Annotated in this window: 24 protein-coding genes; 10 read left to right on the forward strand and 14 right to left on the reverse strand. The window is 65.7% G+C overall.

Features of this window, described 5'->3' with window-relative positions:
• Positions 1–45 precede the first annotated feature (45 nt).
• Positions 46–333 (forward strand): hypothetical protein, encoded by a 288-nt coding sequence (locus ASE52_RS14320; RefSeq protein WP_010463979.1) that lies wholly within the window; start codon positions 46–48, stop codon positions 331–333.
• Positions 334–415: 82 nt separating this feature from the next.
• Here the strand turns inward: ASE52_RS14320 and ASE52_RS14325 are convergent, their stop codons facing one another.
• Complete coding sequence (locus tag ASE52_RS14325) at positions 416–1471, reverse strand: phosphotransferase (RefSeq protein ID WP_010463980.1); 1056 nt, start codon at positions 1469–1471, stop codon at positions 416–418.
• Positions 1472–1583: 112 nt separating this feature from the next.
• Positions 1584–3635, reverse strand: coding sequence for a DNA mismatch repair endonuclease MutL (mutL, locus tag ASE52_RS14330; RefSeq protein ID WP_057226948.1), 2052 nt, complete (start codon positions 3633–3635; stop codon positions 1584–1586).
• Between the two features lie 110 nt (positions 3636–3745).
• Here mutL and ASE52_RS14335 point away from each other — a divergent pair, with 110 nt between their 5' ends.
• Positions 3746–4393: a DedA family protein gene (locus ASE52_RS14335; RefSeq protein WP_010463982.1), complete on the forward strand. Its 648-nt coding sequence runs from the start codon at positions 3746–3748 to the stop codon at positions 4391–4393.
• A gap of 112 nt (positions 4394–4505) precedes the next feature.
• Here ASE52_RS14335 and ASE52_RS14340 read toward each other — a convergent pair whose 3' ends face one another.
• Positions 4506–4745, reverse strand: a complete 240-nt coding sequence (locus ASE52_RS14340; protein WP_010463983.1) for a glycine zipper 2TM domain-containing protein — start codon at positions 4743–4745, stop codon at positions 4506–4508.
• 297 nt (positions 4746–5042) lie between these two features.
• Here ASE52_RS14340 and ASE52_RS14345 point away from each other — a divergent pair, with 297 nt between their 5' ends.
• A complete protein-coding gene (locus ASE52_RS14345) occupies positions 5043–6608 on the forward strand; it encodes a methyl-accepting chemotaxis protein (protein ID WP_035198212.1) in 1566 nt (521 codons plus the stop codon).
• 58 nt (positions 6609–6666) lie between these two features.
• On the opposite strand, the gene ASE52_RS14350 is transcribed toward ASE52_RS14345, so the two are convergent.
• From ASE52_RS14350 to tsaE, 3 genes are all read right to left on the reverse strand, one after another.
• Positions 6667–6999, reverse strand: coding sequence for a cupin domain-containing protein (locus ASE52_RS14350; RefSeq protein WP_010463985.1), 333 nt, complete (start codon positions 6997–6999; stop codon positions 6667–6669).
• A 105-nt stretch (positions 7000–7104) separates the two neighbouring features.
• On the reverse strand, positions 7105–8544 hold the full coding sequence (locus tag ASE52_RS14355) for an N-acetylmuramoyl-L-alanine amidase (RefSeq protein WP_010463986.1): 1440 nt from the start codon (positions 8542–8544) through the stop codon (positions 7105–7107).
• 6 nt (positions 8545–8550) lie between these two features.
• Positions 8551–9069, reverse strand: a complete 519-nt coding sequence (gene tsaE, locus ASE52_RS14360; RefSeq protein ID WP_057226951.1) for a tRNA (adenosine(37)-N6)-threonylcarbamoyltransferase complex ATPase subunit type 1 TsaE — start codon at positions 9067–9069, stop codon at positions 8551–8553.
• Positions 9070–9081: 12 nt separating this feature from the next.
• On the opposite strand from tsaE, the gene queG reads away from it, so the two are divergent.
• Positions 9082–10131, forward strand: a complete 1050-nt coding sequence (queG, locus tag ASE52_RS14365) for a tRNA epoxyqueuosine(34) reductase QueG (RefSeq protein ID WP_057226953.1) — start codon at positions 9082–9084, stop codon at positions 10129–10131.
• Positions 10132–10209: 78 nt separating this feature from the next.
• On the opposite strand, the gene ASE52_RS14370 is transcribed toward queG, so the two are convergent.
• A complete protein-coding gene (locus ASE52_RS14370; RefSeq protein WP_057226956.1) occupies positions 10210–10896 on the reverse strand; it encodes a GDSL-type esterase/lipase family protein in 687 nt (228 codons plus the stop codon).
• On the reverse strand, positions 10893–11798 hold the full coding sequence (locus ASE52_RS14375) for an AEC family transporter (RefSeq protein WP_057226958.1): 906 nt from the start codon (positions 11796–11798) through the stop codon (positions 10893–10895). Before ASE52_RS14375 ends, ASE52_RS14370 begins: the two co-directional genes overlap by 4 nt.
• A gap of 126 nt (positions 11799–11924) precedes the next feature.
• Here ASE52_RS14375 and ASE52_RS14380 point away from each other — a divergent pair, with 126 nt between their 5' ends.
• The 3 genes from ASE52_RS14380 (at position 11925) to ASE52_RS14390 (ending at position 14906) form a co-directional block, all read left to right on the forward strand.
• Entirely contained in the window at positions 11925–12890 is a 966-nt protein-coding gene (locus ASE52_RS14380) for a tripartite tricarboxylate transporter substrate binding protein BugE (protein ID WP_010463991.1), read from the forward strand.
• Between the two features lie 82 nt (positions 12891–12972).
• Positions 12973–13872: a site-specific tyrosine recombinase XerD gene (gene xerD / locus ASE52_RS14385; protein WP_057226959.1), complete on the forward strand. Its 900-nt coding sequence runs from the start codon at positions 12973–12975 to the stop codon at positions 13870–13872.
• Between the two features lie 68 nt (positions 13873–13940).
• Entirely contained in the window at positions 13941–14906 is a 966-nt protein-coding gene (locus tag ASE52_RS14390) for a tripartite tricarboxylate transporter substrate binding protein (protein WP_057226961.1), read from the forward strand.
• A gap of 84 nt (positions 14907–14990) precedes the next feature.
• Here ASE52_RS14390 and ASE52_RS14395 read toward each other — a convergent pair whose 3' ends face one another.
• The 3 genes from ASE52_RS14395 to ASE52_RS14405 all read right to left on the reverse strand — a co-directional run bounded on the left by ASE52_RS14395 (position 14991) and on the right by ASE52_RS14405 (position 18521).
• A complete protein-coding gene (locus ASE52_RS14395; protein WP_010463994.1) occupies positions 14991–16271 on the reverse strand; it encodes an HDOD domain-containing protein in 1281 nt (426 codons plus the stop codon).
• Between the two features lie 85 nt (positions 16272–16356).
• Entirely contained in the window at positions 16357–17622 is a 1266-nt protein-coding gene (locus ASE52_RS14400) for an HDOD domain-containing protein (protein WP_057226963.1), read from the reverse strand.
• 95 nt (positions 17623–17717) lie between these two features.
• Positions 17718–18521 carry a ferritin-like domain-containing protein gene (locus tag ASE52_RS14405; protein WP_057226966.1) on the reverse strand — a complete coding sequence of 268 codons (804 nt, stop codon included), beginning with the start codon at positions 18519–18521 and terminating at the stop codon, positions 17718–17720.
• A gap of 110 nt (positions 18522–18631) precedes the next feature.
• Here ASE52_RS14405 and ASE52_RS14410 point away from each other — a divergent pair, with 110 nt between their 5' ends.
• The 3 genes from ASE52_RS14410 to ASE52_RS14420 all read left to right on the forward strand — a co-directional run bounded on the left by ASE52_RS14410 (position 18632) and on the right by ASE52_RS14420 (position 20889).
• Positions 18632–19156, forward strand: coding sequence for a gamma carbonic anhydrase family protein (locus ASE52_RS14410; protein ID WP_010463997.1), 525 nt, complete (start codon positions 18632–18634; stop codon positions 19154–19156).
• A gap of 55 nt (positions 19157–19211) precedes the next feature.
• Positions 19212–20204, forward strand: a complete 993-nt coding sequence (locus tag ASE52_RS14415) for an Hsp33 family molecular chaperone HslO (RefSeq protein ID WP_010463998.1) — start codon at positions 19212–19214, stop codon at positions 20202–20204.
• Between the two features lie 196 nt (positions 20205–20400).
• A complete protein-coding gene (locus tag ASE52_RS14420) occupies positions 20401–20889 on the forward strand; it encodes a CZB domain-containing protein (RefSeq protein ID WP_057226967.1) in 489 nt (162 codons plus the stop codon).
• 62 nt (positions 20890–20951) lie between these two features.
• Here the strand turns inward: ASE52_RS14420 and ASE52_RS14425 are convergent, their stop codons facing one another.
• The 3 genes from ASE52_RS14425 to eno all read right to left on the reverse strand — a co-directional run bounded on the left by ASE52_RS14425 (position 20952) and on the right by eno (position 23308).
• Complete coding sequence (locus tag ASE52_RS14425; RefSeq protein WP_057226970.1) at positions 20952–21455, reverse strand: hypothetical protein; 504 nt, start codon at positions 21453–21455, stop codon at positions 20952–20954.
• 111 nt (positions 21456–21566) lie between these two features.
• The gene (locus tag ASE52_RS14430; RefSeq protein WP_057226972.1) at positions 21567–21845 is read right to left on the reverse strand and encodes a septum formation initiator family protein; all 279 of its coding nucleotides are present in this window, start codon (positions 21843–21845) and stop codon (positions 21567–21569) included.
• Between the two features lie 176 nt (positions 21846–22021).
• The gene (gene eno, locus ASE52_RS14435) at positions 22022–23308 is read right to left on the reverse strand and encodes a phosphopyruvate hydratase (protein ID WP_010464002.1); all 1287 of its coding nucleotides are present in this window, start codon (positions 23306–23308) and stop codon (positions 22022–22024) included.
• Between the last annotated feature and the right edge of the window lie 14 nt (positions 23309–23322).

Consider the following 23322-nt stretch of genomic DNA (forward strand, 5'->3'; position numbering starts at 1 on the left):
GTGGGTTTGCTTCTTTCCACCCTTTGATTGATGAATGGCACCGCTATGTCCACAACTCCGATCTTCCGCACCACGTTGCGCTCCCTGGCCGTCACAGTGGCTGCGCTGGTCTTTACCAGTTCTGCCTTGGCGGCCGATGTCCTGCAGGGCATTGAGAAGCTGCTGGCCGACGCCCAGCAGCAGCGGCACAGCGTCACCCTGTATGTGGGCGGCCAGTCGGTGGGCGGCGCTGTCACGCGCCTGGAGCCCGGCCAATGGGTGGAGTTGCGCAACCAGCAGTTTGGCCGGATCCTGGTGCGGCTTGACCGCATCGACGCCGTGGCCACCCAATGAATGAAGGCGCGTTGCAGGGTGGCCGGGCCAACGTGCCGTCCGGCGACCATGCGCGCGCAGCACTTCCTCGCAGCCCGGGGGATCAGGCCGCTGCCGGTGCTCCCCCGATGTTGCCGTCGGCCAGGGGCATGTCCATCCAGGCCCGCATGAGCGGGACCTGTTTGCGCAGCCAGTGGGTGGGCATCGCCTGCGTACCCCACACAGGAATGCGCCCCGCGTATTCGCCCATCACCCAGAACTGCCGCACCGCAAGGCAGGGTGCAATGGCCGCCAGGTCCACCTCTGGCACTGCGCGCACGCCGGTGTAGCCGGCCAGATAGCGGCGCCAGCGCTCCTGCGTGGCGGCCGATGTGGGGGTTTCCAGGCTGCGCGGCAGCAGCACCCACAGGTACACGCTCAACTCGTAGGCCAGCAGGCCCGGGCCGGTGTCGTCAAAGTCAAAGAACGCGGCCACACGGTGGCCTTCTCCTGTGCCATGCGGCCCGTCGGACATGAAGTTGTTGCTGCCGTGGCAGTCGCCATGGCAACGCACGTGGGTCAGGCCGTGCAGTGTGGCAAAGCGTTCGTGCAGATCACGGGCCAGTGCAGAAAACTCGCGTGCCAGCGGCCCGTCCACCGTGGGCGCTTGCAGCATCCGCTCCAACGATGCGTCCAGCAGTTCGGGCAGATCCAGCACGTAGCGGCTTGCCGGGCCCGCGTAGTCCTGTGCTGCGGTGTGCAACTGCGCCAGCCCCCGGCCGGTGGCTTCGATGTCCACCAGCGATTCGCCGGGAGGATCGCCCGGCAGAAAGTCGAACAGCATCAGGGCGCGCGGCCCCTCGGGCAAGCTGAGTACCAGGCTGAAGGTTCCATCTCCGGCAGCCAACGGCGCTGCCACTGGAATGCCCCGGGCTTGCAGGTGCAGGAGCAGGGCGGTTTCGTACGCGATGTTGGGCTCGCCACGCGGCCTCTCGGCGCTCAGGCGCGCGATGGCGTGGCGACCATTGTCAAAGTGCAGCTCGTACACCTGGTTGAAGCCGCGCCGCATCAGCACGCAGTGTTTTACGGGCCCGAGCGCCCAGAAGGACACGACGGCCTGCGCAATGGCCTCGCCCGTGGGTGTGGTCTGCGCGATGGATTGGGCGTTGAGTGCAAACATGAAAGGGCCAGCCAGAGGTGTGGGGCGGCCGATTCTGCCCGTGTCTGCGTCTTTGGAGCTTAACGCCAGCCAAAGGCTGGGATGGGCTCAACCGGTGGTGGTCGGGTGCCCGTTAACGGCCGCGCAAAAACAACGCGTCCAGTTCCTTCATCGACAGCTGCCGCCACGTTGGCCTTCCGTGGTTGCACTGGTCCGACCGGTCCGTGGTTTCCATTTGCCGCAGAAGGGCGTTCATCTCGTCGATGGTGAGCTTGCGGTTGGCGCGCACGGCGCCGTGGCAGGCCATGGTGCCCAGGATTTCATTGCGGGCGCGTTGCACCACGGTGGTGGCGTCGTGTGCGGCCAATTCGGCGAGCACGCTGCGGGCCAGTTCCACGGGGTCGCCCTGGGCCAGCGTGGTGGGCACGGCGCGCACGGCCAGAGTTTTGGGGGAGAAAGGCACGACCTCCAGGCCCAGCGTGGCCAGCACCTCGGCCGACTCTTCGGCGGTAGCCACTTCCTGCGGGGTGGCGGCAAAGGTGGCGGGGATCAGCAGGGGCTGGCTCGCAATGCGGGCGCCGCTGTCCACCTGGGATTTCAGGCGCTCGTAGACGATGCGTTCGTGCGCGGCGTGCATGTCCACGATGACCATGCCTTGGGCGTTTTCAGCCAGGATGTACACACCGTGCAACTGGGCCACGGCCTTGCCCAGCGGCCAGGCGATGTCGTTGCCGCCCTGGCCCTGGGGCCAGGCGGCTTCATGTCCAGTATTGTTGCTGGGCCAGGCCACAGCGCCTGCTGCGGCAGGGGGGATAGACGAGGCGGGCGCAAAGGGCTGCGGCATGGCGTCTGCCTCAGCGGTGTTGGCCGCAGTGCCCCAGTTCACGAAGGGTGCAGCGGGGCCAGAAGGCACGGTGGCTGCGTTGTCTTTCCGGGGCCCCCACAGGGCCTGCAGGTCGGCCACATGGTGGCCACGTTCTTCAAATTTGATAGCTGCTTGCGCTTGCCAGTTGTGCGCCAGGGGCTGATTTGGCTTGAAATTTTCGATGCTGCCCTGTGCCGAGGAGCCGGTGTCTGCTGATGCGCCAGCCCCTGCTGCCGCCAGCGCAGCGGCGCGCGGCGCGGCCAGCGCGTTTTCCACGGCGTGGCGCACGGCCTGGTGCACCTCGCGGCTGTCCCGAAAGCGCACTTCGATCTTGGTGGGGTGCACGTTCACGTCCACGCGGGCCGGGTCGATCTCGACATACAGCGCATAAATGGGCTGCTTGTGGCCGTGCAGCACGTCTTCATACGCGCTGCGGGCGGCGTGGGTGAGCACCTTGTCGCGCACGAAGCGGCCGTTGACGTAGCAATACTGGTGGTCGGGGCGCGAGCGGGCGGCGTCGGGCAGGCCTGCACGGCCGGTCACGATGACAGGGCCCACGCGGTGCTGTACGGCGACCGATTGCGTGACGAAGTCTTCGCCCAGCACGTCCGAGAGGCGGCGGGCCAGCGCATCCTGCACGGCGTCGGCGGTGCCTTGGCCAGGAATGAAAGTCGCGCGCCATTGCTCCACCAGCTTGCCTTCGTGCCAGATGGCAAAGCCCACATCGGGCCGCGCCAGGGCATGGCGGCGCACCGATTCAATGCAGTGCGCCAATTCGGTGGCGTCGGTCTTCAAGAACTTGCGGCGCGCCGGGGTGGAGAAGAACAGTTCCTTCACCTCCACCGTCGTGCCGGTGCTGCGTGCGGCGGGGCGCAGTTCACCGCTGCGGGCGTCCAGCAGGAACGCGCTGGCCTGTGCGGCCGGGCGTGAGAGCAGGGCCATCTCCGACACCGAGGCAATCGCCGCCAGCGCCTCGCCCCGAAAGCCCATGGTGGCCACGGTTTCCAGGTCGTTGAGGTTGGTGATCTTGCTGGTGGCATGGCGGCGCAGGGCCACGGGCAGCTCTTCGTGTGGAATGCCGCCGCCATCGTCTTCCACGGTGATCAGCCGCACGCCGCCGGCCGACAGGCGCACGGTGATCTGCGTGGCGCCCGCATCGAGCGCGTTGTCCACCAGCTCGCGCACCACCGAGGCGGGGCGTTCCACCACTTCGCCCGCAGCAATCTGGCTGATCAGCTCGTCGGGCAGGTCGCGGATGGGGCGGCGGGTGGCGGGGGGGGCAGGCTGTGCCGCAGCGAGGGTGGGGATGGTGTCGTTCACCCGGCAGATTTTAGGGCGAGGGCTGCGCAGGGGCATCGGTCGATGGGAATCGACCGATGGGGATAATGCCCGCAACTTTTTTAACGTCCGGTGCCCCCACCGGCTACCCCATGGAACTGGTCACTTTTCTGATCGACTTCATCCTGCATGTCGACAAGTACCTCGAAGCCTTCGTGCAAACCTACGGTGCCTGGGTGTACGCGCTGCTGTTCCTGATCGTGTTCGTCGAAACCGGCGTGGTGGTCATGCCTTTTCTGCCGGGCGACTCGCTGCTGTTCATCGTGGGCGCGCTCTGCGGCGCGGGGATGATGAGTTTTCCGCTGGCCTGCGCGGTGCTCATTGCGGCGGCCATTCTGGGGGACCAGTGCAACTATTCGATTGGCCGCTTCTTTGGCCCCAAGGTGTTCCAGTGGGAGGATTCGCGCTGGTTCAACCGCCGCGCCTTCAACCAGGCGCACGAGTTTTATGAGCGGTATGGTGGCATCACCATCATCCTGGCGCGTTTCATGCCGTTCATCCGCACGTTTGCGCCTTTTGTGGCGGGTGTGGCCGAGATGGGGCGGGCCAAGTTCACGGCGTTCAATGTGGGTGGCGCGCTGCTGTGGGTGCTGGGCATTGCCACGGCGGGCTACTTCTTTGGCAACTTTGCCTGGGTCAAGGAGAACCTGGACAAGATCATCTGGGCGATGATTTTTGTGCCCGGCCTGATCGCTATTTTCGGCGCATGGCGTGCGGGGCGGCAGGCCAAGGCGGCCTGAGGCAATCATTTCATGGTTGCTATCAAAAAAAGAGCTGCTGGCGCTTGTTGAATAAGCGCCAGAAGCTCTTTTTATGCAAAATCCCCGTGGGGATTCGGCACGGAAGGCCGGATCAACGGCGATAAGGCCTGCGCTGATCGCGGTCTTCGCCGATTTCGTGGCCGATGAGGGCGCCAGCTGCTGCCCCGCCGATGGTGCCCACCGGGCCGCCAAAGATGGCGTTGCCGGCCACACCACCGACCACGGCGCCGACACCGGTGCCAACCTGGGCGTTCGACGGATTCGAAGCGCAACCACCCAGAGCAAGGGCTGCAGTGCAGGTGGTCGCAAGAAGGATGTGACGGATTTTCATGGCAGGAGTCCTTTGTGAATGGATTCAGGCCTTGGCTCCCAGCAGCGGTTGCGTCCGGGCTCGACCTGTGGCTTCACTATCCATCCGGCGCGTGCCGCCTGGCGTAGGCACCCTTGGCATGCGCCTGTAGGACATGGGGCTTTCTGGGATCACTGTTTCCTCCTGAGTCGGGCCACCGCCGGGGCGATGGTGGGTCTCCATGGATCAGGGTTTACGTGGCGTGTGGGGTGGTTGCCAACGGGCGGGCACCGGCAGATCATTTCCTGTGTAAACCCATTACTCATACAAGGGGACACCATGGACCAGCAATCACGGCGGATGGGCGCGCAGCTGACGGTGGCGCAACAGATCGGGTTGATTGTGGGGGTGGCTGTGCTGGCGCTCGTGCTCATCCTGGCGTTGAGCCTGGTGCGGGTGCAGCATCTGGGCAGGACGGTGGACGGCCTGGCCACCGAGCAGGTCGAGCGGCTGCAACTGGCCCTGCGCTGGCGCAGCAACATTGCCGTCAACGCCACCCGGGTGTTCTCCATCGTGCAGACCGAGGGGGACGACCTGCAGAACTACTTCAAGGACATGATGGCGGCGACCACGGCCGACACCAGCACGGTGCAAAAGCGCTATACCGAGCTGGAGAACAGCCCTGAAGGGCTGCGCATCCAGGAGGAGCTTGCCGCCGTGCGCAAGAACTACCTGGAAACCCGCGACAAATCCCTGGCACTCAAGAAAGCGGGTGACATGGCGCAGGCCAAGAGCTACGCCCTGGGGACGTTTGCGCCCGTGCTGAACCAGTACAACGCCGTGGCCGACAAGATGGTGAGCTACCAGGTGCAGCGTTCGGGCGAACAGGCGTCCGAGGCGGCTGCGCTCATCCAGTCCTACCGCATGGCGGTGCTGTCGGCGGGCGTGGCGGGGCTGGCGCTGCTGGTGGTGTTGTCGTGGGTGGTGGTGCGGCGCATCCGCCGCTCGCTGGGCGAGGTCAGTGCGGTGGCGCAGCGCATTGGCGGGGGCGATCTGTCGCAGCCCATCCATGCCAGCGGGCGTGGCGAGGTGGCCGAGATGATGCGGGCGATGGAGGCCATGCAGACCTCGCTGGTACGCATCGTGGGCGACGTGCGCCACAGCAGCGACTCCATCGCCACCGGCTCCAGCGAGATCGCCTCGGGCAATGCCGACCTGAGCCAGCGCACCGAGGAGCAGGCCAGCAACCTGGAGCAGACCGCCGCCTCGATGGAAGAGATCACCAGCACCGTGAAGAACAACTCCGACACCGCGCAGCGCGCCGCCGTGCTGGCGGGCTCCGCTTCGGCTGCGGCCGTGAAGGGCGGTGAAGTGGTGGGCCAGGTGGTGGCCACGATGCAGGACATCTCGGCCGCGTCGCGCAAGATCACCGACATCATCGCGGTGATCGACGGCATTGCGTTCCAGACGAATATCCTGGCGCTCAATGCTGCGGTGGAAGCCGCCCGCGCGGGCGAGCAGGGCCGGGGTTTTGCCGTGGTGGCCAGTGAAGTGCGCAGCCTGGCCCAGCGCTCTGCCTCTGCGGCCCGGGAGATCAAGGCACTGATCAGCGACAGCGTGCACAAGGTGGAAAACGGCACCCAGCTGGTGGGCGATGCCGGGCGCAGCATGGAAGACATCGTCACGCAGGTCAAACGCGTGAGCGATCTGATTGGCGAAATCTCGAGCGCCACGGGCGAGCAGACCATCGGCATCAGCCAGGTGGGCGAGGCCGTGACGCAGCTTGATCAGGTCACTCAGCAGAACGCGGCGCTCGTGGAGCAGAGCGCCGCTGCGGCCGACAGCCTCAAGCACCAGGCCGCGCGGCTGGCTGAAATTGTGAGCGTGTTCCGACTGGGGCGCTGACCGGATGCGGCCTGGAAATCCTGTTTACGGTCGCCCCTGCGAGATCGTGAACACGTTCTTAACCCGGCCGCAGGCAGATGGTGACCAGCAGCGAGGCGTGCTCCACGGCCTTGAGCGCGTGCAGCGCACGGGGGGCCAGGTGCACAAAATCGCCGGGGTGCAGCCGTTGGATACCCTCTTCGCTGACAAACTCCACCACGCCCTCGATGCACTGCACCGTGGCTTCGCCGGGGGTCTGGTGTTCTTTCATGGATTTGCCCACCGGCAGCACCACGCGCATGACTTCGAGCTGGCCCGCTTTGAGAATGGCGGTGGTGATGGCTTCGGGCAGGCGGTGGCCCAGGGGGCGCACGCTGACGATCTGGCCGGATTGGGCGTGGGGTAATGCCATAGCTTGCCTCCTTCCCATCGCTGGGATGGGCGTCGTGATGAAGGCTACTGTGCCTGCACTTGCCCGCCAGTGCAAGGCGCAGGGTACTGCCCCGGGCAGCAGGGGTTACACGGAGCGGCTGCGCGCCAGCGGCGGGTTCTTGGCAAAGTAGCGTGTGATGCCGCGCATCAGCGCATCGGCCAGCTGTTCCTGGTAGGCGCTGCTGCGCAGGCGCTTTTCTTCTTCGGGGTTGCTGATGAAGGCGGTTTCGACCAGCACGCTGGGAATGTCGGGCGCCTTCAGCACGGCAAAGCCCGCTTGTTCCACGCGGGGCTTGTGGAGCTTGCCCACGTTGCCGATCTCGCCCAGCAGCACGGTGCCCAGCTTCAGGCTGTCGTTGATCTGTGCGGTGGTGCTCATGTCCAGCAGCGCGCGCTGCACGTGCTGGTCTTTGGACTGCACGTTGATCCCGCCCACCAGATCGGCCTGGTTCTCCTTGTTGGCCAGCCAGCGGGCGGCCGTGCTGGAGGCGCCGCCCTGACTCAGCGCAAACACGCTGGCCCCCCGGGCGGCGGGCGTGGTGAACGCGTCGGCGTGGATGCTGACGAACAGGTCGGCCTGCACGCGCCGCGCCTTTTGCACGCGGGTGCCCAGGGGCACAAAATAATCGCCGTCGCGCGTCAGGTAGGCACGCATGGGGTTACCGCCCACGGTGGTGGCGTTGATGCGGTCGCGCAGCAGGTGTGCCACGCGCAGCACCACGTCTTTTTCGCGCGTGCCTGCGGGGCCGATGGCGCCCGGGTCTTCGCCACCGTGGCCGGGGTCCAGCGCGACGATGATGAGACGGTCGGTCTGTGTGGATGTGGCTCGAATGCCGGGGCGCGCGGGTTCGGCGGGGGGCGGTGCAGTAGCCACCATGGGCGGCGGCTCGGGTGGGCCGGGGCGCTGGCTGCGTTGTGCAATCAGATCGCCCAGTGGGTCGTGCTCCGGTGGGGCGGGTGCGCGCGCAGCGGCTGCGGCGGTGGTCAGGGGTGGGTTGGGCGCCGGTGCGGCCTTGGCGGGGGCCTCCCGCAGGCGCTCGGCAATCAGTGCCTCCAGCGGGTCCACCGGCGCGGCCGGGTACAGGTCAAACACCAGCCGGTGCTGGTAGGCGGCCACGGGTGGCAGCGTGAACACCTGGGGCATGGCGGCCTGTTTCAGGTCGACCACCAACCGCACCACGCCGGGCGCGTTCTGGCCCACGCGGATGCCGGCGATGTTCGGGTCGTCCGGCTTGACCTTGGCCACCAGCTCGCGCAGCTCGGGGCTCAAGTCAATGCCCTCGATGTCCACCGCCAGCCGGGGCGGCGTGGTCACGAAGAACTGCTTGGCCACCAGCGCACCGTCGGATTCGATGGTCACGCGCGAATATTCGGGGGCGGGCCACACGCGCACGGCCAGGATGGTGGCGCCGCGCGCAATCTGCTGCGTGCCCAGCAACAGAACCAGGCTGCCCGCCTGCAGCACAGCGCGGCGTGACGGAAGGGGGGCAGCGGCGGGGCGGGCGGGCAGGGTGGGTTCGTTCACGGCGTCTCAGAGTGCTTGCAGCAGGCTGCGCCCGATGGCGGTGTGGGCGTGCAGCGTGACCTTCCTTTCGGTGTCATCCATTGCTTCAATGTGGATAGCAAGGTCCGCAAGTGGCGTAAGCCCTGCAGCCTTTTCCGGCCATTCTGCCACCTTGAGGCCGGGGTTGGCAAAAATGTCCCTGAAACCCGCGTCCTCCCACTCGCGTGGGTCGTCAAAGCGGTAGAAGTCAAAGTGCCAGATGGCCAGGCCCGGTGCCTCGTGGGGCTCCACCACCGCATACGTAGGGCTCTTGATGCGGCCCCCAACGCCCAGGGCGCGCAGCAGGTGGCGCACCAGCGTGGTCTTGCCCGCGCCCAGGTCGCCGTGCAGGGTCAGGTAGGCGTTGGTCAACTGCGGCTGCGCTGCAAGCTGGCGTGCAAAGGCGCTGGTGTCATCCTCGCTGTGCCAGGTGATCTGACGGGGTGGTTCTGCCGGAGCGGCAGCGGCGCTTCCTACAATCTGGCCGGTATGTGGTGCAACAGTCAACTCGTTCCTCAAATGCAGGAGTGGGCCCGCGAACTGGGATTTTCCCAAATCGGCGTGGCGGGGGTGGACTTGTCTGCGGCAGAGCCCGGTCTTTCGGCCTGGCTGGCGCAGGGCTTCCATGGTGACATGCATTACATGGCGTCGCATGGGTTGAAGCGAGCCCGCCCGGCCGAACTGGTGCCCGGCACCGTGAGCGTGATCACGGCGCGCATGGATTATTTGCCCGGAAACACGGGCAGGCAGGCGCCGGGGGCATGGCAGGCGTTTGAATGGGGGCGTCTGGCGCGCCCGCAGGAAGGCATCGTCTCGGTCTATGCCCGGGGGCGGGACTATCACAAGGTGCTGCGCGCGCGCCTGCAAAAACTCAGCGACCGCATCGCCGAGGCCATCGGCCCCTTCGGCCACCGCGTGTTCACCGACTCGGCGCCCGTGCTGGAGGCCGAGCTGGCCGCGCGCAGCGGCCAGGGCTGGCGGGGAAAACACACGCTGGTGCTCAACCGCGAGGCGGGGTCGATGTTCTTTCTGGGTGAGATTTATGTGGACATGGCTCTGCCCGCGAGCGAACCGGTCACGGCCCACTGCGGCAGCTGCAGTGCCTGCATCGATGTGTGCCCGACGCAGGCCATCATTGCGCCGCACCGGCTCGATGCGCGGCGCTGCATTTCGTACCTCACGATCGAACACGCCGGCCCCATCCCCCTGGAGCTGCGCCCGCTGATGGGCAACCGCATCTACGGCTGCGATGACTGCCAGCTCATCTGCCCCTGGAACAAGTTCGCACAGGTCAGCCGGTTGCCCGATTTTGACGAGCGCAAGGGCCTGGCGGGCCAGCAGCTGGTGCACCTGTTTGCATGGGACGAGGCCACCTTTTTGCGCATGACCGAGGGCGGCCCCATCCGCCGCATTGGCCACGAGCGCTGGCTGCGCAACGTGGCCGTGGCGCTAGGCAACGCGCTGCGTGCCACCGGGGATGAAGCGGTGCGTGCGGCGCTGCAGTCCCGCGCCCAGGACCCCAGCGAGCTGGTGCGTGAGCATGTGGCCTGGGCGCTGGATCTTGAATAAAAATGGATGCTAGCGCTTGATGGATAAGCGCTGGTAGCTATCAAAAAATGAGTATTTGAACCGTGACCTTGTGTGGCTTTACCGTGCCAGCAGTCCGGTGTCCTTGAGCGTTTCCACCAGCCCTTGCGCAAATCGCTCGTAGCCCGCTGCATTGGCGTGGATCTGGTCGGACCGCAGGCGCGCGTCGGCCAGCACGCCGGACCAGCCTTTGCTGTGCAGGGGGATTTTCAGCTCACTCGCCACTTCTTCGTACAGCGCGTGGTCGCTCAGCCGGCCGGTGGAGGCCGCCAAAAGCGACAGCTCGGGCACGGCCACCAGCAACACCTGGGCGCCAGTGGACTGCGCGTCGGCGCAGATCTGGCGGATGTTGGCGCGGGTGGCGCTGGCGCTCTGGCGGCGCAGGAAGTCGTTGCCGCCGATACCCACGATCACGAGTGCGGGCTGGTGTTTTTGCAGCAGGGCTGGCAGGCGCTCGAGCGCCTGGGCCGAGGTGTCGCCCGATACGCCTGCGTTGACCACCTTCCAGCCGGTCAGGCGCGCCAGCACTGCGGGGTAGGCGGTGTCTGCCGATGCGCCCACGCCGGAGGTCAACGAATCACCCAGCGCCAGCACCGTGGCACTGGTGGGCACGGCCTGGGCGCGCGGGGCCTTGCGCCCGCAGCCCGCCAGCGGCATCAGCGCGACTGCGGCCAGGCCCGCCATCAGGGTGCGGCGCTGTGCCAGGACCAAGGAGGAGGAACGCGGGGCGGGGTGTGAATCGGTCATCGCAGAAATCCCAGGGCAAATGGCAGGCTGACCATGCCCAGCAGGGTGGACAGCGTCACCAGCCCGGCCACATAGGGGCCGTTGTAGCCCATGCGCGCCGCCAGCACATAGCAGGTGGAGGCCGTGGGCAGGGCCGAGAACGCAAGCAGCATGGTGGTCTGCACCGGGCTCAGTCCGAACAGGCGCGCCATGCCGAAGGCCAGCAGCGGCTGCACCAGGTGCCGGATGGACAACACCGCCACGCTCAGCGCCTTGCCGCGCGAGAGCAATCCAAACTGCAGGCCCGCGCCCGCCGCCATCAGCCCCAGCGCCAGCGACGCGGCACTGATGCGGCTGACCGTGGGGTTGGCCCACTCCGGAATCTGAAAGCCCAGCAGGTTGGCCACCAGGCCCGACACCGTGGCGACGATGAGCGGGTTGCGCACCAGTTCTCGCGCAAAGCTGTGCTGGCCGTGCCGCGCCATCGGCCACACGGCCGCCACGTTGAACAGCGGCACACACACGCCGATCAGCACGGCAATCATGAGCAGGCCCTCCGAGCCCGCCAGGCGCTCGGCGATGGCCAGGCCAATGAAGGAGTTGAAGCGGAACGCCACCTGCGCACTGGCAGCGTGGTCGCGTGCGTCGATGTGTTTGCCCAGCCACGGCCAGTGCGGCAGGCTGTAGGCCAGTGCAATGCCCGTGACACCCATGGTCAAACCCGCAGCGATCAGGCCCGACGCGGCGCCGATGTCCACCGGGCTCTTGACGATGGACTGGAACAGCAGCACGGGGAACAGCAGGTAGTACACCAGGCTCTCCACGGGCTGCCACACAGAGCGGTTGAGGGCGGTGTACCGGCAGATCAGGTAGCCGCAAAGGATGAGGGAGAAGTCCGGGATCAGGAGCTGGGCGTAGTTCACGCACCGAGAATACTTGATGAGGGGCAAGTTCTTCGGGTTAGCCCTTATGTGGAATCCGCAGGGCTCCATGGGGCTGGTTGCGCATACCATCAGCGCTGTTTGTTACCCCGCACGAAGGAGAACTCCATGCATCGTCGTCAATGGCTCGCGCTGACCGTACTGGCTACCGCCGCAGGGTCCGCAGCCGCCCAGGGCTACCCCAACAAGGTGATCAAGCTGCAGGTGCCGTTTGCGCCCGGTGGCACCACCGACATCATTGCGCGCGTGATTGCCGACCCGCTGGGCAAAGCCCTGGGCCAATCCGTGATCGTGGAAAACAAGGCCGGTGGCGGTGGCATCGTGGGTGCGTCGGAAACGGCACGTTCGGCGCCGGACGGCTACACGCTGGGCGTGGCCACCGTGTCCACCACGGCGGCCAACCCCGCCATCAACCCCAAGACGCCCTACAACCCGCTGACGGACTTCACGCCCATCATCAACATTGCGGCCACGCCCAACATCATTGCGGTGCACCCGGGCTTCCCGGCCAAGGACTACAAGGCGTTCGTGGCCGAGCTCAAGAAGTCGCCCGGCAAGTATTCGTACTCTTCGTCCGGCACGGGTGGCATTGGCCACCTGCAGATGGAGCTGTACAAGAACCTCTCGGGCACCTTCGTCACGCACATTCCCTACCGCGGTGCGGGCCCCGCCCTGAACGATACGGTGGCGGGCCAGGTGCCCATGATTTTTGACAACCTGCCCTCGGCGCTGCCCTTCATCAAGGAAAACCGCCTGGTGCCCATCGTGGTGGCGGCGCCTCAACGCGTTGCCGCCTTGCCCAATGTGCCCACCTTCAAGGAAATGGGCCTGGAGCCCGTGAACCGCATGGCGTACTACGGCATCGTAGGCCCCAAGGGCCTGCCCAAGGACGTGGTGGACAAGGTCAACGCTGCCGTGCGCAAGGCACTGGAAGACCCGGCCGTGAAAAAACGCATCGAAGACACCGGCTCCATCGTGCTGGGCAACACGCCCGAGCAGTTTGCCGAGCAGATCAAGGCAGAGTTTGCCGTGTACAAGGATGTGGTGGTCAAGCAGAAGCTGACGCTGGAATAACCAGCACCGCATTCCTTCCTGCACAAAGCCGCCCGTTGCCACGGGCGGCTTTTTTATGGGCTTTACGTGCTATTGTTTTTGGATGCTCACCGCCAGCCTGAACGCGATCGATACCTTTGTGGACGCCCTCTGGCTGGAGGACGGCCTTTCGCGCAACACGTTGGCCGCCTACCGGCGCGACCTGACGCTGTATGCGCAGTGGCTGGCCGCGCAGCAGCCCGCGCTGGCACTTGATGACACGGCTGAGCACCACCTGCAGGGCTACTTCGCGGCACGCCACGCGCAGACCCGCGCCACCTCGGCCAACCGGCGCCTCACGGTGCTGCGGCGCTACTTTCACTGGGCGCTGCGGGAGCGGCGCACCACGGCCGACCCCACAGTGCGGCTGCAGGCAGCGCGCCAGCCCCTGCGTGTGCCCAAGACCTTGTCGCAGGCGCAGGTGGAGGCCCTGCTCAATGCGCCAGACCTTGGCAACCCGTTGGGCCTGCGCGACCGCACCATGCTGGAACTGATGTACGCCAGCGGGCTGCGCGTGACCGAGCTGGTGACGCTCAAGACGTTCCAGCTGGGCCTGAACGAAGGTGTGCTGCGGGTGATGGGCAAGGGCAGCAAGGAGCGGCTTGTTCCGTTTGGCGAAGTGGCCCGCCAGTGGCTCGACCGCTATCTGCAGGAGGGCCGCAGCGCCATCCTGGGCGGGCAGCAGACGGACGACCTGTTCGTCACCCAGCGTGGCAGCGGCATGACGCGTGTCATGTTCTGGGTCATCGTGAAAAAATGGGCGCAGGTGGCGGGTATCACCGTGCCACTGTCGCCCCACACGCTACGGCACGCGTTTGCCACACACTTGCTGAACCATGGTGCCGATCTGCGTGTGGTGCAGCTGCTGCTGGGCCATGCCGATATTTCCACGACCACCATCTACACCCATGTGGCGCGGGAACGCCTCAAGTCGCTGCATGCGCAGCACCATCCGCGCGGATAGCGCGGATCGGTACTGGTATCGCGGCCGTCTGCCGTTTGTATCTACAGCTTGTATACGCAAGGAAACCCATGAAAAAAACGATAACCGGCGTGTTGCTGATAGGCGCTGCCACCCTGGCCACGGCGCAGGCCTGGCCCACGGCCAAACCCATCCGCCTTGTGGTTGCTTATCCCGCCGGCGGCGTGAGCGACACGGTGGCCCGTGCGCTGGCCGACAAACTCGCGGTGCAGCTGGGCACCCCCGTGGTCATCGAGAACAAGGCCGGTGCGAGCGGCAGCCTGGGCGTGGATGCGGTCGCCAAGGCAGCGCCAGACGGCTACACCCTGGGCTTTGCGGCGGTGAGTCCGCTGGCGCTCAATCCGCACCTTGGCAAATCTCCATTCGATCCACAAAAGGACATTGCACCTGTGGTCAGCGTGATGTATTCGCCCGTGCTGCTCCTCGGAACCTCGGCCAGCAAGGCGGGGGATTTCAAGGAGCTGATCGCCACCGCACAGGCCCGGCCCGGTGCCGTGCGCTGGGCCACCTCGGGGCAGGCGTCGCTGGGCCACATCATGGTGGAGCAAATCATGGGCAAAAGCCAGGTGCAGATCACCCATGTGCCTTACAAGGGCGGTGGCCAGCAGATGAACGACGCGTTGGGCGGGCAGTTCGAGGTGTTGTCCACCAATGCGGGGCCTGCCGTGCTGCAGCACATCAAGGCGGGCAAGCTCAAGCCGCTGGCGGTGGGTGCGCCGGCACGGCTGGATTCGTTGCCCCAGGTGCCTACGCTGGCGGAGCTGGGTCAGCCCGCCGCCAACCTGTCGTCGCTGTTCGGCATCTATGCGCCAGCACAGACGCCCGCCGCTGTGCTGGAGCGCATCAACACCGAGGTGAACAAGGCGCTGGCATTGCCTGACATCCGCAGCAAGCTCGAAGCCACGGACAACGTGCCGACCGGTGGCACGGCGGCGGAGTTCGCGCGCCAGATCGCGCAGGAGTCGGAGAGCAATGCGCGCATCATCCGTGCGGCGGGCATCCAGGGAAATCAATGACCGCCTGAAAAACGAAGGGCCCTGGATGGCCAGGGCCCGTGCAGGCGAATGCAAGGAGCGAGGAGCGCCCCCGCCCCCGGGAGGCTAGTCTTCGTTGAGGCTCTCGGCCCAGGTCAGGGCCTGCAGGTGGGCCCAGTTGACCTGGCGGTTGGACAGGTGCAAGGCATCGGCTGCCTTGGCAAAGGCCACTTCATCACCACTTTCGCAGGCCTTGGTCAGCTCCAGGAACGGGGCAAACACACCGGTCCCGCGCAGCAGGGCATCCATCACGGGCTCGGGCAGGGCGACGGATTCCAGCGCCTTTTCAATCGGAACCCCCAGCATGGTGTCGAGCAGCGAGAACACGCCCACGACAAAGGCGTTGTCGCAGTCTTCGGGCGGCAGCAACTCGCCAGCCAGCAGCTCCATGAGGCGCCCGCGCACCACGGCGGTCTGGCCCACGGCGGGTGGTGCCCCTCCGGCGCGGGAGGTGGTCATCAGCAGGGCTGCCCAGCGGAAAAGCTTTTTGAGGCCCAGGATCATTACGGCATGGCGGAACGAAGTGATCTCGCACGACAGGCCAAAACCCGAGGAGTTGATGAAGCGCAGCAGGTTGAAAGACAGCGTGGGGTCTTTCTTGAGCAGGTCTTCGATCTCCGCCGTGCTGGCCTGTTTGCGCACCAGATTGATGAGCTGGATGATCGTGGCCTGCGAAGGGCGGATGGTGGTGGCCTTCACCAGCGAGGGGCGTGCGAACCAGTAGCCCTGGAACAGTTTCACCCCCAGGTCGCGCATCATTTCGTACTGTTCGGCGGTTTCCACCTTTTCGGCCACCAGCGTGGCCTTGCTGTGGGTGGTGGAAAACTTGACCAGCGGCCCCGCCAGCTCGGGCTTGAAGGCCTGCATGTCCAGCTTGATGAAAGACGCCAGCGGCAACCAGCTGGTGTAGGCGCGGCGCAAGGCCTGCTGGTCGAACGCCAGGCGAAAGCCGCGGGTGCGCAAGGCTTCCAATGTGGGGATGCGGCCTTCGATTTCCTCGGGCGTGGCGCTGTCGGGCAGGGGGGGGACTTCCAGCACCACCTTTTCGGGGTGGATCAGTTCGAGGTGTCCACCCGAAAGGCTGTCATGGGTGCAGTTGATGAACACCGTCTTCTTGCCGACCAGGGCCTCGGTGCCAGCGTACGACAGGGCGTTGAACAGCAGGGCGGCATCGCTGGCCGCCGTGTGCGCATCCGAGGCGGTGGACCGGTCAAACAGCTCATAGCCATAGACGGCGCGGGATTCGTCCACGATGGCCTGGCGCGCGATGATGGCAAGGTTTTCGTCCACGGGGTCAACCGCAGTCGGTGCAGCTTCGGGGGCGTCTTGTTCAGGTGTGGTCGACATGGGGTCCGCGGTGGTGAAGTGCTGGGCGCTGCAATGATTCTAGACCGGCACGCGGCGCTCGCCTATGAATCAATGTGTGGTGCACTCAGGCAGCGAGCTGGTCGGCCCAGGCGAGGGCCTGAAGGTGCGCAAAGTTGATCTGCTGGCTGGTCAGGTGCAGCAGGCCCGCCGTGCGGTCAAACACGACATCGTCGCTGGACTCGCAGGCTTCGGCCAGGGTCAGCAGGTCTCCCAGGAAGCCTTCGCGCCGCAGCAACGCCGCCGCCACGGGCTCGGGCACGTTGAGCAGGCCCAGCGCGGACTCCATGGGCATGGACAGCATCACGTCCAGCAACGAGAAAATGCCCACCACAAAGGCCTGGTCGGCTTCCTCGGGCGGCAGGGTTTCCAGGGCCAGCAGTTCCATCAGGCGGCCGCGCTCGACGGCGGTCTGGCCCACCGACGAAGGCGTGCCGCTGGTGCGCGATGCCGTGAGCAGCAGCGCCGCCCAGCGGAACAGTTTCTTGAGCCCCATGAGCATGACGGCCTGGCGAAAGGATGTGATCTCGCGCGTCAGGCCAAAACCCGCGGAGTTGATCAGGCGCATCAGGTTGAAGGCCAGGCCGGCGTCCTTCTTGAGTGTGTCCTCGATGTCATCGGTGCTGGCCTGTTTGCGCACCTGGTTGATGAGTTCGATGATGCTGGCCTGCGACGGGGTGAGCAGCTTGGCCTCCACCAGCGCGGGGCGAGCGAACCAGTAGCCCTGGAACAGTTGTACGCCCTGGCTGGACACCATGTCGTACTGTTGGGCGGTTTCCACTTTTTCCGCGATCAGCTCGGCCTGGCAATGGCGGCCTGCATAGCTGATGAGCACCGCCAGCTGGTCGGCGGCCAGCACCGAAAGATCGAGCTTGATGTAGTCCGCCAGCGGCAGCCACGGGGCGTAAGCCGACTGCAGCACCGTGTGGTTGAACGCCAGGTGAAAACCCCGGTCGCGCAGCTCTGCCAGGATGGGCATGCGCGTGGCAACTTCTTCGGCCGCCGTGTGGCCCAGCGGGGGGATTTCCAGCACCACCTTGTCGGGCTCCACCAGTTCGAGGTGGCCCCCGGAAAGGCTTTCATGCGTGCAGTTCACGAAGATGAGCTTCTTGCCCACCAGTTCTTCGGTGCCCGCGTGCGAGAGCGCCGTGAAGACCAGGATCACATCGGTGGCGGCCGTATGCGCCGCGCCGCTGCGCGAGCGATTGAACAGCTCGTAGCCAACCACCACCTGCTGCGCATTCACGATGGCCTGCCGCGCGATCATGGCGACGGAGGTCTGGTTGCCGGAGGGGGGGGCTGGGGGGGTTCCGGGGGCGGAGGGTGAGGTCATGGTGGGAGTATCGAAGAAAGAGGGGCCAGTGTCAGTGGTGGCTGGCGCGGCGGATTGTAGGAGCCGCTGCCGGCGCGCGCTGTAACCACAGGAATTCAGATTTGCTGGAGCCAGCGCAACTCGTTGTCGGTGAACCCTGCCTTGCGGCGGGCGGTTTCGTTGAACGGTGGTTTCAGGCGTGGGGCCTCGTACAGCTTGACCAGGGTGCCGTAGTGGGCCTCCGGGTCCACCCCTTGGCGCTCGCACAGCCAGCGGTACCAGTGGTTGCCGATGGCCACATGGCCCACTTCGTCGCGCAGGATGATGTCGAGAATGTCCACGGCGGCCAGCGCGTCGGGCGTGCCCACCTGGCGCAGCTTGGCCTGGATCTGCGGCGTCGCGTCCAATCCGCGGGCCTCCAGTGTGCGCGGCACCAGGGCCATCCGGGCCAGGATGTCGTGCTGGGTCTTCTCGCACATCGTCCACAGGCCCTGGTGGGCCGGAAAGTCGCCATAGTCATGCCCCTGGCTGCGCAGGTGGTCGCGCAGCAGGCGGAAGTGCCGGGCCTCTTCGCCAGCCACAAGCATCCAGTCGGTGTAGTAGTCGCGGGGCATGCCATCAAAGCGCCACACGGCATCCAGCGCCAGATTGATGGCGTTGAACTCAATGTGCGCAATGGCGTGAATCAGGATGGCTCGCCCCTGTGCGGTGGCGGGCGAACGGCGGGCGACGTCGGTATGGCGAAGCAGCGACGGCCGCTCGGGCCGACCGGGCAGTGCGCTGGCGTCCGATGGCGGCGAGGGGGCTTTTTCTGCTATTGAAAATATAGCTGCTTGCGCATGCAGATCCAGCGCTGCAGCCGCTTTTTGTTCAGGGTCGGCGAGGCACAAGACCTGCAATGCACGGTGGCGAAGCTCCATCCTTACAATTCTAGGCCCTGCCATTCGGAACACTGCGCACGCTTTGTAACGACTGGCGACTTCCCTGGGCTTGCGCAAACGCTGGCCTTTCCCCTTTTTCGGAGTGGTGCATGGCGATTTACGAACTCGATGGCATGGTGCCCCAGTTGGCTGCATCGGCCTGGGTGGCGGACAGCGCCCAGGTGATGGGCAATGTGGTGCTTGGCGAAGACACCAGCGTGTGGTTTGGCACGGTGATCCGGGGTGATACCGAGACCATCACCATTGGTGCCGGTTCCAACATCCAGGATGCCAGCGTGCTGCACGCCGACATTGGCAAGCCCCTGGTGGTGGGCGAGCGTGTGACGGTGGGCCACCAGGTCATGCTGCACGGTTGCACCATCGGCGACGAGTCGCTGATCGGCATTGGCGCCGTGGTGCTCAATGGCGCGAAGATCGGCAAAAACTGCCTGGTGGGCGCGGGTGCGCTGGTCACCGAGGGCAAGGAATTCCCGGATGGTTCCATGATCATCGGCAGCCCCGCCAAGGCGGTGCGCGAACTGACCCCCGAGCAGATCGAAGGCCTGCGCGAGAGCGCCCGGCACTACATCGACAACGCCCGCCGTTACCACAACGGCCTGCACAAACTCGCCTGAGCAGCGGCCGCTTTCTTTCGTTGCTGCGGCCCATTTTTTCTCCTGGAACCCCTGCGTGTCTGAACTCCACAAGTTTCTTTTCGAAGGCCTGCCCGTGCGTGGCATGGTCGTGCGCCTGACCGATGCCTGGACCGAAATCCTGCGCCGCCGTGCGGGCAACACCGCCAACGGCGCTTACCCCGCACCCGTGAGCGAGCTGCTGGGCGAAATGGCCGCTGCAGGCGTGCTCATGCAGTCCAACATCAAGTTCAATGGCGCGCTGGTGCTGCAGGTGTTTGGCGACGGCCCCGTGAAACTGGCTGTGGCCGAAGTGCAGTCGGACCTGAGCCTGCGTGCCACGGCCACCCTCAATGGCGAAGTGCCAGAAGGCGCACCGCTGAGCCAGATGGTGAATGTAGGGGGCGGTGGCCGCTGCGCCATCACGCTGGACCCCAAGGATCGCCACCCCGGACAGCGGCCCTATCAGGGCGTGGTTCCGCTGTACGGCGACCGCCACGAGAAGCTGGAGCGCCTGTCCGACGTGTTGCAGCACTACATGCTGCAATCCGAGCAGCTCGACACCATCCTGGTGCTGGGCGCCAACGATCAGGTGGCCGCCGGCCTGCTGATCCAGCGCATGCCGATCAAGGGCGAGGGCAACCTGGCCTCGGGCCTCTCGCACCGCGAGAACGAAGACCAGATCGGCCACAACGAAGACTACAACCGCATTGCCCACCTGGCCGCCAGCCTGACCCGCGAGGAACTGCTGACGCTGGATGTGGACACCATCCTGCGCCGCTTGTTCTGGGAGGAAAAGCTGCTGCGCTTCGAACCCCAGCAGGGTGCCAGCGGCCCGCGTTTTGCCTGCACCTGCAGCCGTGAGCGCGTGAGCAACATGCTGCGCAACCTGGGCATCGAAGAAGCCGAGAGCATCCTGGCAGAGCGCGAGGACATCGAGGTGGGCTGCGAGTTCTGCGGCCAGCAGTACCGCTTCGATGCGGTGGATGCCGCGCAGATTTTTCTGCCACCCACCGCCACCCAGCCGCCGGGGCCGACCGGCATCCAGTAGGCTTCCCCGCGCCCATTGCCGCCATGGAGCTGCAGCGGCCGGCCGAGGCACCGGGCGGATGACCATCGTTGACAATCGCGCGCGTTTTCCCCCGCTCTGCGCACCTAAGATGGGCGCCTTTCACACACGAGGTTCTCTGCAGGGGTGCTCCATAGAGCACCTGGCAGCTGCGCCGCATGGTGTGGCAAGAGGGGCTATGGATTTCTTACGTCGTGTATTTGTGGGCCCCCGAGGGCGGGAGGCTGTGCCTTCGCTGGAGCTGTGCGACAGCAGCCGTGCCGCAGGCGCGCCGGACTCGCTGCGTGCGGACACTGTGCTGGCGGCCCTCGACATCGACGCAGCGATCAATGCCCACGAGCGCTGGAAAACCCACCTCATGGACTACCTCGAAGGCCGCACCAGCGAGGGCCTGGACCCCGCGGAGGTGCGCCGCAGCGACCGTGGCGCGCTCGGGCGGTGGCTGCATGGCGTGGGCGGGGAATTGCTGGGCGACCAGCCTGCCTATGCAGTGCTGATGGCGCGCCACCAGTACTTTCACGAACAGGCCGCGGTGCTGGTGGAATGGGCCCAGCAAGGGGAATGGGAGAAGGCCGTGCAGGTGCTCCACGGCGGGTACCGCTATGGCTCCAGCCAGGTGGTGCTGCTGCTCAAGGAACTCAAGCGCGGCCTCGTGCAGCAAGCCTGATTACTGTCGCGCCCCCCTCCCCAGCACGCATTTTCGGGGGATGCGCCCTGGGTTGCCAGGATTCAGGTGGTGCGTGTGTCTCGCCCCGTGAGCGCGGTGAACAGGCGGTACTCGCATTCAGGGTCACTGCATTTTTCGCAGTTCCAGGCGCGAAGACGGGCCGGTGTGCGGGTGCTGGCATCGGATTTTGGGTCAAAAATGCCCCTGGTGCTTGATTGGTGAGTATTTTTTGCTATATTTTTAATAGCAATCATTGCATTGGCAATGCGTTGCTCGCCATGCCCATACACCACCCGATAGCCCATGCCAGCCTGGGCCAGATCCACACGCAAACGTGCGTCGACTGCCTCCTGCGCCGCCCGTTCGCCAGCGGGGCAGGGCAGATCCAGCCCCATCAGCAGAATCAGGCTGGCCTCAATGACTTCCTCAGGGGGCAGGCCGCACAGGGCAGGGTTGCAGAGAATGTGTGCGGAACCGGCGGCAAGCTGCATGTGCAGCGCGTCGCTCAACGCCTGGGCTCCAGTGCCGGGCGCGCCGAGCAGAACGATGGTGGGCGAGGAGGGCACGGGGGCAGGTGGTCAGAAGATGGGGCGTCGCCCCCTGTGCCGTCGTCAAGACATCCGAACGGCGGTTTTTTGGGGGAGGGTCACTGAACCTCGGAGTGCAAACGCACGGGCTCAGCGTGGCGTGAACTGCACGTAGACCTCGTTGGGCTTGACCATGCCCAATTCGCTGCGCGCCTTCTCTTCCACCATGTCGAGCCCTTCCTTGAGATCGTGCACCTCCGAGGACAAGCGCTCGTTGGCCTGCCGGGCCTGGTCATTGGCGACCTTTTGCGCATCAATCTGCCGCTGCATCTCGTTGACGCGCGGCACACTGCCACGCCCCAGCCAGAGCTGGGCGTGCAGTGCTGCCAGCAGAGCCAGCAGGATGACAGGCACTATGCGGGAGCCCATGGCGGCGGTTCAGTCCTTGGTGCGATGCCGCGCCGTCCGACCGGCTGCGGCAGGCCATGCCTGTGTCCTGGGCGCGCTGCACGCCAGTGCACCCGTGGAACCGGCTTGACCGGGCCACTGGGTGCGTCCCCCTCCCGCAGGAGAGGGGGAAGGCGCGAAGCGGCTCAGGGGGAGCTTCATTTCAGGTTGTAGAACGCAGCGCGGCCGGGGTACTGAGCGATTTCGCCCAGGTCTTCCTCGATGCGCAGCAGCTGGTTGTATTTGGCGATGCGGTCCGAGCGCGACAGCGAGCCCGTCTTGATCTGGCCAGCGTTGGTGCCCACAGCGATGTCGGCAATGGTGCTGTCTTCGGTTTCGCCCGAGCGGTGCGAGATCACGGCGGTGTAGCCGGCGCGCTTGGCCATCTCGATGGCAGCGAAGGTTTCGGTCAGCGTGCCGATCTGGTTGATCTTGATGAGGATCGAGTTGGCGATGCGCTTGTCGATGCCTTCCTTCAGGATCTTGGTGTTGGTCACGAACAGGTCGTCGCCCACCAGCTGTACCTTGTCGCCCAGGCGTTCGGTCAGGTGCTTCCAGCCGTCCCAGTCGCCTTCGTGCATGCCGTCTTCGATGCTGATGATCGGGTACTTGTCCACCCAGGCGGCCAGCATGTCGGTCCATTGTTGGGCGGTGAGCTTCAGGCCGCCTTCGCCTTCCAGCACGTAGTGGCCGTCCTTGTAGAACTCGCTCGCAGCGCAGTCCAGGCCCAGGGCGATCTGTTCGCCGGCCGTGTAGCCCGCGGCTTCGATGGCTTGCAGGATGAGGCGGATGGCCGCTTCGTGGTTTTCAACGCTGGGGGCAAAGCCGCCTTCGTCGCCCACGGCGGTGCTCATGCCCTTGTCGTGGATGATCTTCTTCAGCGCGTGGAACACTTCAGCGCCCCAGCGCACAGCTTCGCGGAAGGTGGGAGCGCCCACGGGGATGATCATGAACTCTTGCAGGTCCAGGCTGTTGTTGGCGTGCGCGCCGCCGTTGATCACGTTCATCATCGGCACGGGCAACTGCACGCTGCCCATGCCGCCCAGGTAGCGGTACAGGGGCAGGCCGGATTCTTCGGCGGCAGCGCGGGCCACGGCCATCGACACGGCCAGCATGGCGTTCGCGCCCAGGCGGCTCTTGTTCTCGGTGCCGTCCAGGTCGATCAGCGTCTTGTCCAGGAAGGCCTGCTCGGAGGCATCCAGGCCCAGCACGGCTTCACTGATTTCGGTGTTGATGTGCTCCACGGCCTTGAGCACGCCCTTGCCCAGGTACCGGCTCTTGTCGCCATCGCGCATTTCAATGGCTTCGCGGCTGCCGGTGGATGCGCCCGAAGGCACGGCGGCGCGCCCCATCACGCCCGATTCCAGCAGCACGTCGCATTCGACGGTGGGATTGCCGCGGCTGTCCAGAACTTCGCGGCCTACGATGTCAACGATTGCGCTCATTTTTTTCCTTTGGA

Origin of the sequence: Acidovorax sp. Root275, assembly GCF_001428965.1 — a bacterium.
Classification (GTDB): domain Bacteria; phylum Pseudomonadota; class Gammaproteobacteria; order Burkholderiales; family Burkholderiaceae_C; genus Acidovorax; species Acidovorax radicis.

Bases quoted from the DNA above. Each gene is read 5' to 3' on its own strand.
- ASE52_RS14320 (WP_010463979.1), top strand. From the start codon at position 46: ATGTCCACAACTCCGATCTTCCGCACCACGTTGCGCTCCCTGGCCGTC.
- ASE52_RS14325 (WP_010463980.1), bottom strand. From the start codon at position 1,471: ATGTTTGCACTCAACGCCCAATCCATCGCGCAGACCACACCCACGGGC.
- ASE52_RS14335 (WP_010463982.1), top strand. From the start codon at position 3,746: ATGGAACTGGTCACTTTTCTGATCGACTTCATCCTGCATGTCGACAAG.
- ASE52_RS14340 (WP_010463983.1), bottom strand. From the start codon at position 4,745: ATGAAAATCCGTCACATCCTTCTTGCGACCACCTGCACTGCAGCCCTT.
- ASE52_RS14345 (WP_035198212.1), top strand. From the start codon at position 5,043: ATGGACCAGCAATCACGGCGGATGGGCGCGCAGCTGACGGTGGCGCAA.
- ASE52_RS14350 (WP_010463985.1), bottom strand. From the start codon at position 6,999: ATGGCATTACCCCACGCCCAATCCGGCCAGATCGTCAGCGTGCGCCCC.
- queG (WP_057226953.1), top strand. From the start codon at position 9,082: ATGCAGGAGTGGGCCCGCGAACTGGGATTTTCCCAAATCGGCGTGGCG.
- ASE52_RS14370 (WP_057226956.1), bottom strand. From the start codon at position 10,896: ATGACCGATTCACACCCCGCCCCGCGTTCCTCCTCCTTGGTCCTGGCA.
- ASE52_RS14380 (WP_010463991.1), top strand. From the start codon at position 11,925: ATGCATCGTCGTCAATGGCTCGCGCTGACCGTACTGGCTACCGCCGCA.
- xerD (WP_057226959.1), top strand. From the start codon at position 12,973: ATGCTCACCGCCAGCCTGAACGCGATCGATACCTTTGTGGACGCCCTC.
- ASE52_RS14390 (WP_057226961.1), top strand. From the start codon at position 13,941: ATGAAAAAAACGATAACCGGCGTGTTGCTGATAGGCGCTGCCACCCTG.
- ASE52_RS14395 (WP_010463994.1), bottom strand. From the start codon at position 16,271: ATGTCGACCACACCTGAACAAGACGCCCCCGAAGCTGCACCGACTGCG.
- ASE52_RS14400 (WP_057226963.1), bottom strand. From the start codon at position 17,622: ATGACCTCACCCTCCGCCCCCGGAACCCCCCCAGCCCCCCCCTCCGGC.
- ASE52_RS14405 (WP_057226966.1), bottom strand. From the start codon at position 18,521: ATGGAGCTTCGCCACCGTGCATTGCAGGTCTTGTGCCTCGCCGACCCT.
- ASE52_RS14410 (WP_010463997.1), top strand. From the start codon at position 18,632: ATGGCGATTTACGAACTCGATGGCATGGTGCCCCAGTTGGCTGCATCG.
- ASE52_RS14420 (WP_057226967.1), top strand. From the start codon at position 20,401: ATGGATTTCTTACGTCGTGTATTTGTGGGCCCCCGAGGGCGGGAGGCT.
- ASE52_RS14430 (WP_057226972.1), bottom strand. From the start codon at position 21,845: ATGGGCTCCCGCATAGTGCCTGTCATCCTGCTGGCTCTGCTGGCAGCA.
- eno (WP_010464002.1), bottom strand. From the start codon at position 23,308: ATGAGCGCAATCGTTGACATCGTAGGCCGCGAAGTTCTGGACAGCCGC.